Source organism: Streptomyces sp. P5F9 (genome assembly GCF_057961495.1).
This window is the reverse complement of the sequence record NZ_JBXVPZ010000398.1, coordinates 1-9165: the sequence shown is the minus strand read 5'-3', so window position 1 is coordinate 9165 and position 9165 is coordinate 1. Positions and strand designations below refer to the sequence as shown.

The window sequence follows — 9165 nt, the reverse complement described above, 5'->3', positions numbered from 1 at the left end:
CAACAAGGTTGCGTCGGACCGGCATGAGGCGCTGTTGCGGGAGGCGTTGGACTCGGCGGGGGTGCCTGTGCTGGGGGTGTTGCGGCGGGCTCCTCAGGTGGATACGCCTTCTCGGCATTTGGGGTTGGTGCCGGTCGCAGAACGGCAGTCGGCCGCGGTGGACGCTGTTGCGGCTATGGGGGCGCAGGTGGTCGCCGGGTGTGATCTTGAGGGGTTGTTCGCGCTGGCGCGTAGTGCGGGGGCGTTGTCGTGTGCGGCTTGGGATGCGGCTGAGGCCTTGGCTTCTTCGCCCCCTCCGCCCCTACCCGTCCCGTCCCTGGGGGCTGCGCCCCCAGACCCCCGCTTCGGTCCTGAAGGGGCCTCGTCCTCAAACGCCGGACGGGCTGATTTTGCAGGCCAGCGCCCAGAAGTGAACGGACGGGCTGAAAGTGCCGGGCTGCGCCAACAAGTGACCGGACAGGCTGACAATGCCGCCCAGCCGCGTTCAAAAGTCACCGTTGCCGTCGCCGGCGGGCCCGCCTTCACCTTCTCCTACGCCGAGCATGCCGAACTGCTCACCGCGGCCGGTGCCGAAGTCGTCGTGTTCGATCCGCTCCATGACGAACAACTCCCGGACGGGACACGTGGGTTGGTGATCGGGGGCGGGTTCCCGGAGGTGTATGCCGCGGAGTTGTCCGCCAACGAGCCGTTGCGCAAGGCCGTCTCCGCCCTCTCGGAGAGTGGGGCTCCTGTCGCCGCCGAGTGTGCCGGACTCCTCTACCTGGGCCGGGAGTTGGACGGGATGCCGATGTGCGGGGTGCTCGATGCGTCCGCGCGGATGAGCGAGCGGCTGACTCTGGGGTATCGGGATGCCGTCGCGTTGAGCGACAGTGTGCTGGCCGTGGCCGGGACGCGGATGCGGGGGCACGAGTTTCATCGGACCGTCGTCGAGCCCGGCTCGGGGGCGGCTCCCGCCTGGGGGGTTCGCGCCCCTGAGCGGCGGGTCGAAGGTTTCGTACAACAGGGTGTGCACGCGAGTTATCTGCACACGCACTGGGCGGCCGAGCCCGGTGTGGCCCGTCGGTTCGTGGAGAGGTGCCGGACGTCATGAGCAGCAGCAGGTTGATCGGAGTCGGGGTGGGTCCCGGCGATCCGGAGCTGGTGACCGTCAAGGGTGTCAATGCTCTGCGGGCCGCCGATGTCGTGGTGGTGCCGGTCATGGACAGCGGTGAGCGGGGGCGGGCCGAGGCCACCGTTCTGCATTACGTGCCCGAGGAGAAGGTTCTTCGGGTTGTGTTCGCGCTCAACGAGCGGAGCGACCGGGCTCGGCGTGAGGCCGCCTGGGATGCCGCGGGGGCCACCGTCGCCGGGCTGCTCGGCGCGAACAGCATCGTCGCGTTCGCCACCATCGGGGACCCCAACGTCTACTCCACCTTCACCTATCTCGCCCTGACCATCGGGGAGTTGGTGCCGGGGGTCATTGTGGAGACCGTGCCCGGGATCACCGCCATGCAGGATCTCGCCGCGCGGTCCGGGGCCGTACTCACGGAGGGGACCGAGCCGCTCACGCTCGTGCCCGTGACCGCGGGGGCCGCCGTGCTCAAGGACGCGCTCGCCGGGCCGGGGACGGTCGTGGCGTACAAGTTCGGGCGGCAGGCGGCGGAGGTCGCCGAGGCGCTCAGGGAGACCGGGCGGATCGAGGACGCGGTGTGGGGGTCGGCGCTCGGGCTGCCCGAGGAGTCGATCCGGCCGGCCGCCGAACTGGACGGGGAGCCGCTGCCCTACCTCTCCACGCTCATCGCGCCCGCGCGGCGTGAGGGCGGGCGGGGCGGGAAACTGTGACCGGTCGTAGATGCCGTGGATGCCGTGGATCAGGCCGCGAGGCCTACCACCAGCCAGATGAACGCCGCCCCCGCGACCGTGCACAGCAGCGTCGCGGGCGCGGGGTGTTCGTGGTGGGCCTCGGGGAGGATCTCGGCGGCGGCGAGGTAGAGGAGCACGCCTCCGAAGAAGCCGAGATAGCCGCCGAGCAGGGCCTCCGGGATGGTGAGGAAGGCCGTCGAGGCGGCGCCCGCCACCGGGGCCGCCGCGTCCGCGACCAACATCGCGATCGCCTTGCGGCGGGCGTTGCCGTACAGGCTCGTGATCGTGTACGTGTTGAAGCCGTCCGCGAAATCGTGGGCGATGACCGCGAGCGCGACCGCCGTGCCCATGCCGCCGCCCACCTGGAAGGCGGCGCCGATCGCGACACCGTCCATGAAGCTGTGGCCGACCATCGCGGCGGCGGCTGTGAGGCCCACCTCGGGGGCCCTGCCGTTGCTCTCCTCCGCGCCATGGGCGGCCTGGCGGGCGGCGAGCAGGCGTTCGACCAGATGGGCCACGAGGAAGCCGGCCACGAAGAGCAGCAGGGCGGCCGGTACGCCGAAGACCTCGCGGCCCGCCGCGTGCAGCGCCTCCGGCAGCAGGTCGAGGCCGACCACGCCCAGCATCAGGCCGCCTGCCAGGCCCAGGACGAGATGACGGCGGTCGGTCACGCGCTGTGCCGTCCAGCCGCCGGCCAGCGTCATCAGGAACGCGCCGAGCGCGACGAAGACCGCCATAGTCCCCTTGCTATCCGATCAACCCCTGTTCGCGCACATCCTGGCCCACTCCGCCCCTATTCGTATTGACGTTCCCCACGTCTCCCACGTCTCCCACGTCTCCCCCGTTCCGTATGTTCCGCATGGTGTGTTTGAGAGGATCCGACCCATGGCCGATGCCGATACCCCCACCGGCAAGGTGACCTTCGTCGGTGCCGGCCCCGGCGCCGCCGACCTGCTGACGTTCCGTGCCGCGCGCGCCATCGCCGAGGCCGACGTCGTGATCTGGGCAGCCAGCCTCGTGCAGGCCGAGGTCCTCGACCACGCGCGCGTGGGCGCCGAGATCCTGGACTCGGCGACGATGTCCCTGGAGGACGTCGTCGCCGTCTACGAGCGGGCCCGGAGCGAGGGGCTGCGCGTCGCCCGTATCCACTCCGGTGATCCTGCCCTGTGGGGCGGTACTCAGGAGCAGGTCGACCGGTGCGCCGCGATCGGGATCGCGACCGAGATCGTCCCGGGTGTCTCGGCGTTCTCCGCCGTCGCCGCCCTCGCGCAGCGCGAGCTGACGATCCCCGAGGTCGCGCAGTCCGTCGTCCTCACCCGGCTCGGCGGGGGCAAGACGCCGATGCCGCCCGGGGAGGAGGTCCGGGAGTTCGCGCGCCACGGCACCACCATGGCGATCTTCCTGTCGGCCGCCCGCAGCGGGCAGTTGGTACGGGAGCTGCTGGAGGGCGGCTATCCGACGGACACGCCCGTCGTCGTCGCCTACCAGGCGACCTGGCCCGAGGAACTGATCGTGAAGTGCACGGTCGGCACGCTGGAGGAGACGGTCAAGGAGCACAAGCTCTGGAAGCACACCCTCTTCCTGGTCGGCCCGGCCCTCGACGCCCACGGCACCCGCTCGCACCTCTACCACCCCGGCCATTTCCACGGCTACCGCAAGGCCGACCCGGAGGCCCGCCGGGCCCTGCGCTCCCGGGGTGCGAGCACGTGATCACGGTCGTGGGGATGGGGACGGGAGCGGTAGCCGCGGAGGACGTGCTCTACGGCGCCCGGCTCGTCGTCGGCGGCCGGCGCCACCTCGCCGCCGTCACCGTCCCTGAGGACGCCGAGCAGGTCGTCCTCGGTCCGCTGGCGCCCGCGCTCGACACCATCGAGGCCTACGTCGGGAAGGGCGAGCCGGTCGTCGTGCTGGCCTCGGGGGACCCCGGGTTCTTCGGGATCGTACGGGCGCTGGCGGAACGGTTCTCCAGCGACGCCCTCGACGTACGCCCCGGCGTCTCCTCCGTCGCCACCGCCTTCGCGCGTGCCGGGCTGACCTGGGACGACGCGGTCGTCGTCAGCGCGCACGGACGCGATCTGCGTACGGCGGTCAACGCGTGCCGCGCGCATCCCAAGGTCGCCGTGCTGACCGGGCCGGGGGCCGGACCCGCCGAGCTGGGCGCCGCGCTCACCCACCGGACCGGCGGGCGTGTCCTCGTCGTCGCGTCCGCGCTGGGGTCCGGGGAGGAGCGGGTGGAGCGGGTCACGCCCGCCGAGGCAGCCGCCCGGGACTGGGGTACGGCGGTGAGCGTGGTGCTGTGTCTGGACGAGGCGCGGGTGCTGGGTGCCGTGCGGACGGTCGCCGGTGCTGCCGTCGGACCGGCCCGATGGGCGCTGGACGAGCGGGAGTTCGAGCACCGGGACTCGATGATCACCAAGTTCGAGGTACGGGCGCTGGCGCTGGCCCGGCTCGGGCCGCGCCTCGGCGACCTGGTCTGGGACGTCGGCTCGGGCTCCGGGTCCGTGGCCGTCGAGTGCGCGCGGCTCGGCGCCGCCGTCACCGCGGTCGAGAAGACCCGGGACGGTGTCGAGCGGATCCGAGCCAACGCCGAGGCGCACGGCGTCGACGTGCACACCGTGCACGGGGCGGCGCCGACCGTGCTGTCCGACCTCGACGATCCCGACGCCGTGTTCGTCGGCGGGGGCGGGCGCGAACTGCCCGCCATCGTCACCGCGTGCGCGCGGCGGGCCCGGCGGACCGTGGTCGTCGCGATGGCCGCGCTGGACCGGGTACCGGCCGTGCGGGAGGCTCTCTCGGCTGCCGGGCTCGACGTCGACGGGGTGCTGTTGCAGTCGTCCCGGCTGGCGCCGCTGCCGGGTGATGTGACCCGGCTCGCGGCCACCAATCCCGTTTTTCTGTTGTGGGGGATCCGAACCCCCGTGTCTCCAGAAGGAGTTGCTCTGTGATCGGCCTCATTTCCGCCACCGCGTCGGGCGCCGCCGCGCGCGACCGGCTGGCCGCCGCGTGGCCGGACCGTACGCGCGTGTACGAGGGTCCCGTCGGGGACGCCGTCCGGGCCGCGTTCGCGGAGTGCGAGCAGCTCGTGTGTTTTCTCGCCACGGGAGCCGTCGTACGGCTGATCGCCCCACTGCTGGGCGACAAGCGGACCGACCCGGGGGTCGTGTGCGTCGACGAGGGCGGACGGTTCGCCGTGTCGCTGGTGGGCGGACATGGCGGCGGGGCCAATGAACTCGCCGTGGACGTGGGCGAGTTGCTTGCCGCACAGCCGGTGGTGACCACGGCCACGGACGCGGTGGGTGTGCCCGGTCTGGACACGCTCGGGTTCCCCGTGGAGGGCGATGTCGCCGGGGTCACGCGGGCCCTGCTGGACGGCGAACCGGTGGCCCTGGACGCCGAGTTGGCGTGGCCGCTGCCGCCGCTACGGGTCTCGGACAGCGGCTCGTATGTCATCCGCGTCACCGATCGGGCGGTCGGGCCCGGCGAGCGGGAGGTCGTGCTGCGGCCGCCGTCCCTCGTCGTCGGCGTCGGCGCCTCCAAGGGCGCACCCGTGAACGAGGTGCTCGCGTTGGTCTACGACGCTCTCCGCGAGGCGGAACTGTCCGTCGGCAACATCGCCGAACTCGCCACCGTGGACGCCAAGGCGGACGAGCCCGGCATCGTCCAGGCGGCTCAGCGCCTGAGTGTGCCGCTGGTGACCTACTCCGCCGAGGAGTTGGCCGCCGTAGAGGTGCCCAATCCGTCCGAGGCGCCGCTCGCTGCCGTGGGCACGCCGTCCGTGGCGGAGGCCGCCGCGCTCGTCGGCGGCGGCGAACTCCTCGTCCCCAAGCGGAAGTCGGAGCGTGCCGACGGGCAGCCGGCGATGGCGACCTGTGCTGTCGTACGGCGGGTCGCGCGCGGGCGGCTCGCGGTGGTCGGGCTCGGGCCCGGGGCCCGGGATCTGCTCACGCCGCGTGCGAAGGCCGAACTCCGGCGCGCCGCCGTGCTGGTGGGGCTCGACCAGTACGTCGACCAGATCCGCGATCTGCTGCGGCCCGGGACCGTGGTCCTGGAGTCGGGGCTGGGTGCCGAGGAGGAGCGAGCGCGTACCGCCGTCGCCGAGGCGCGCAAGGGCCAGGCCGTCGCGCTGATCGGCAGTGGTGACGCCGGGGTGTACGCGATGGCCTCGCCCGCGCTCGCGGAGGCGTCCGACGACATCGACGTGGTCGGAGTCCCGGGCGTGACCGCCGCGTTGGCCGCCTCGGCGATCCTCGGGGCGCCGCTCGGCCACGACCACGTGTCCATCAGCCTCTCCGATCTGCACACGCCGTGGGAGGTCATCGAACGGCGGGTGCGGGCGGCGGCCGAGGCGGACATCGTGGTGACGTTCTACAACCCCCGCAGCCGGGGCCGGGACTGGCAGCTCCCGAAGGCCCTCGCGATCCTCGCCGAGCACCGGGAGCCGACGACGCCGGTCGGTGTCGTACGGAACGCCTCGCGGCCCGACGAGTCCAGCCGGCTGACGACACTGGCCGCGCTGGATCCGGCGACGGTCGACATGATGACGGTGGTGACGGTGGGCAACACGGCCACCCGGGACATCGCGGGGCGCATGGTGACGCCGCGCGGGTACCGCTGGCAGGCTTCGCAGGCGGCGCGGTCATCGCAGGAGGTGGCGAAGTGAGTTCTGTGGACCGTGTGGACCGTGTGGTTCATCCGATCGAGGTGGAGTCCTACCGGCGGCTGCGTGCCCGGCTGGACACCTCGCACCTCCCGCCGCTGACCCGTGCGGTCGTGGAGCGGGTCGTCCACTCCGCCGCCGATCTGGAGTACGCGTCCGATCTCGTCCTGGACGAGGGCGAGTTGGCGAAGGCGCACAGCGCACTGCACGCCGGGGCACCGGTCGTCGTGGACGTGCGGATGGTCGCGGCCGGGATCACCCGGCGCGAGACCGTGTGCAGGCTCCGGGACGCCAAGTCCGGGCCGGGGCTGACCCGTTCGGCACATGCGATCCGGCTCGCCTACGAGGAGGTCGGGCCCGGTGCCCTCTGGGTGATCGGCAATGCGCCGACCGCCCTGGAGGAGTTGCTGACGCTGGACGCCTCCCCCGCGCTCGTCATCGGGCTGCCGGTCGGTTTCGTCGGCGCGGTCGAGTCCAAGGCCGCGTTGCGCGAGAGCGGGCTGCCCGCGGTGAGCAACGTGTCCGAGAAGGGCGGTTCGGCGGTGGCCGCGGCTGCTCTCAACGCCCTGCTGTATCAACCCGTTTCCCATGTCGAGGAGAAATCGTGACCACCCCGCCGCCCGCCCTGCTCATCGCCGGACACGGCACCCGGGACGAGGCCGGAGCCGAGGCGTTCCGGTCCTTCGTACAGGAGTTGGGCCGCCGTCACCCCGAACTGCCCGTCGCGGGCGGGTTCATCGAGCTGTCGCCGCCGCCGTTGGGCGACGCGGTGACCGAGCTGGTGGAGCGGGGGGTGCGCCGGTTCGCCGCCGTACCGCTGATGCTGGTGTCCGCCGGGCACGCCAAGGGGGACATCCCGGCGGCGCTGGCCCGGGAGAAGGAGCGGCACGAGGGGATCTCGTACACGTACGGGCGTCCGCTGGGCCCGCATCCCTCGCTGCTGAAGGTGCTGGAGCGGCGGCTCGACGAGGCGCTCGGCGAGTCGGCGCGGACGCCCGCCGACCGGGCCGACGTGACCGTGCTGCTCGTGGGGCGCGGGTCGACGGACCCGGACGCCAACGCCGAGGTGCACAAGGCGGCGCGGCTGCTGTGGGAGGGGCGCGGATACGCGGGCGTGGAACCGGCGTTCGTGTCGCTCGCGGCGCCGGACGTGCCGAGCGGCCTGGACCGGTGCGTGAAGCTGGGCGCCCGGCGGATCGTCGTGCTGCCGTACTTCCTGTTCACCGGCATCCTGCCGGAGCGCGTGCGGCAGCAGACGGAGGGCTGGGCGGCGGCACACCCGGAGATCGACGTGCGGTCCGCCGAAGTCATAGGCCCGGAGCCGGAGTTGCTGGACCTGGTGATGGAACGGTACCGGGAGGCGGTCAAGGGTGATCTGCGGATGAACTGCGACTCGTGCGTGTACCGAATCGCGCTGCCGGGCTTCGAGGACAAGGTGGGGCAGCCTCAGCAGCCGCACTTCCACCCGGACGACGACGGTCACCACCACGACGGTCACCACCACGGTCATCACCATCACGGTGGGCACGCCCATGCGCACTGACAGAGCCCACGACCACGATCCGACGGACAGAGCTCACGATCTCCGTCATCACGGTGACGTCGAAGTCCGGGACGACGGCGCCCAGTTGATCGACCTCGCCGTCAACGTCCGCGCGGACACTCCCCCGGCCTGGCTGCGCGAGCGGATAGCCGGTTCGCTGACCGGTCTCGCCGCCTACCCGGACGGGCGGGCGGCTCGGGCCGCGGTCGCGGCGCGGCACGGGCTGCCGGTGGAACGGGTGCTGCTCACGGCCGGTGCCGCCGAGGCCTTCGTGCTGCTCGCCCGCGCGCTGAAGGTCCGTCAGCCGGTGGTCGTGCACCCGCAGTTCACTGAGCCGGAGGCGGCGCTGCGGGACGCGGGGTATTCGGTGGCGCGGGTGCTGTTGCGGGAGGCGGACGGGTTCCGGCTGGATGCGGGGTCGGTGCGGGCGGTCCCCGAGGACGCGGATCTGGTACTGATCGGCAACCCCACGAACCCGACGTCCGTCCTGCACCCCGCTGCGGTGATCGCCCGACTCGCCCGCCCCGGGCGGACGTTGGTGATCGACGAGGCGTTCATGGACGCGGTGCCGGGTGAACGGGAGTCGCTGGCGGGCCGGACCGACATCCCCGGCCTGGTGGTCCTCCGCAGCCTCACCAAGACGTGGGGTCTGGCGGGACTGCGGATCGGCTACGTCCTTGCCGCCCCCGAGACGATCGCGGAGCTGGAGCGGGCTCAGCCGTTGTGGCCGGTGTCCACGCCGGCCCTCGCCGCGGCGGAGGCCTGCATGGAGTCGCAGGCCCTCGCCGAAGCCGCCCACGCCGCCCACCGCGTCACCGCCGACCGCGCCCATCTCGTCGCCGGGCTGGCCGAGTTCGCCCCCGACGGCCTCCGCGTCATGGAACCCGCCGAGGGCCCGTTCGTCCTCGTCCGCGTCCCGAATGCGATTGCTGTACGACGGCACCTGCGCGACCTCGGTTTCGCCGTCCGCCGTGGGGACACGTTCCCGGGGCTGGACGAGCAGTGGCTACGGCTCGCGGTGCGGGACCGGGCGACAGTGAACCGGTTCTTGCAGGCACTGGATCAGGCGGTGACGTTGGCTGGGCGGTGAGGCGGGTCGGCCTTGGTCGTTTGCCCACCCGCC

General features: G+C 72.5%; 9 protein-coding genes. 8 read left to right on the top strand and 1 reads right to left on the bottom strand.

Annotated features, from left to right (window positions below):
- Positions 1-1090 (top strand): cobyrinic acid a,c-diamide synthase CobB (locus AC31A1_RS39980; RefSeq protein ID WP_489657991.1); only part of this gene is annotated, 1090 nt, incomplete at its 5' end.
- Positions 1075-1821, top strand: a complete 747-nt coding sequence (gene cobI / locus AC31A1_RS39975) for a precorrin-2 C(20)-methyltransferase (RefSeq protein ID WP_489657990.1) — start codon at positions 1075-1077, stop codon at positions 1819-1821. The genes AC31A1_RS39980 and cobI, both read left to right, overlap by 16 nt.
- Positions 1822-1850: 29 nt before the next feature.
- Here cobI and AC31A1_RS39970 read toward each other — a convergent pair whose 3' ends face one another.
- Positions 1851-2579 carry a ZIP family metal transporter gene (locus AC31A1_RS39970; RefSeq protein WP_489657989.1) on the bottom strand — a complete coding sequence of 243 codons (729 nt, stop codon included), beginning with the start codon at positions 2577-2579 and terminating at the stop codon, positions 1851-1853.
- A 148-nt stretch (positions 2580-2727) separates the two neighbouring features.
- Here AC31A1_RS39970 and cobM point away from each other — a divergent pair, with 148 nt between their 5' ends.
- The 6 genes from cobM to cobC are packed head-to-tail and all read left to right on the top strand — an operon-like array spanning position 2728 to position 9132.
- The gene (gene cobM, locus AC31A1_RS39965; protein WP_489657988.1) at positions 2728-3552 is read left to right on the top strand and encodes a precorrin-4 C(11)-methyltransferase; all 825 of its coding nucleotides are present in this window, start codon (positions 2728-2730) and stop codon (positions 3550-3552) included.
- Complete coding sequence (cbiE, locus tag AC31A1_RS39960; protein ID WP_489657987.1) at positions 3549-4787, top strand: precorrin-6y C5,15-methyltransferase (decarboxylating) subunit CbiE; 1239 nt, start codon at positions 3549-3551, stop codon at positions 4785-4787. The genes cobM and cbiE overlap by 4 nt, the downstream gene beginning before the upstream one ends.
- A complete protein-coding gene (gene cobJ / locus AC31A1_RS39955) occupies positions 4784-6502 on the top strand; it encodes a precorrin-3B C(17)-methyltransferase (RefSeq protein WP_489657986.1) in 1719 nt (572 codons plus the stop codon). Before cbiE ends, cobJ begins: the two co-directional genes overlap by 4 nt.
- Positions 6503-6516: 14 nt before the next feature.
- Complete coding sequence (locus AC31A1_RS39950; RefSeq protein ID WP_489657992.1) at positions 6517-7107, top strand: precorrin-8X methylmutase; 591 nt, start codon at positions 6517-6519, stop codon at positions 7105-7107.
- Positions 7104-8042 carry a sirohydrochlorin chelatase gene (locus AC31A1_RS39945; RefSeq protein ID WP_489657985.1) on the top strand — a complete coding sequence of 313 codons (939 nt, stop codon included), beginning with the start codon at positions 7104-7106 and terminating at the stop codon, positions 8040-8042. The genes AC31A1_RS39950 and AC31A1_RS39945 overlap by 4 nt, the downstream gene beginning before the upstream one ends.
- Positions 8032-9132: an Rv2231c family histidinol phosphate aminotransferase CobC gene (cobC, locus tag AC31A1_RS39940; protein WP_489657984.1), complete on the top strand. Its 1101-nt coding sequence runs from the start codon at positions 8032-8034 to the stop codon at positions 9130-9132. Before AC31A1_RS39945 ends, cobC begins: the two co-directional genes overlap by 11 nt.
- Positions 9133-9165: the final 33 nt, after the last annotated feature.

Coding starts and splice junctions, on each gene's coding strand:
- AC31A1_RS39970 (WP_489657989.1), bottom strand. CDS start 2,579: ATGGCGGTCTTCGTCGCGCTCGGCGCGTTCCTGATGACGCTGGCCGGC.
- cobM (WP_489657988.1), top strand. CDS start 2,728: ATGGCCGATGCCGATACCCCCACCGGCAAGGTGACCTTCGTCGGTGCC.
- cobC (WP_489657984.1), top strand. CDS start 8,032: ATGCGCACTGACAGAGCCCACGACCACGATCCGACGGACAGAGCTCAC.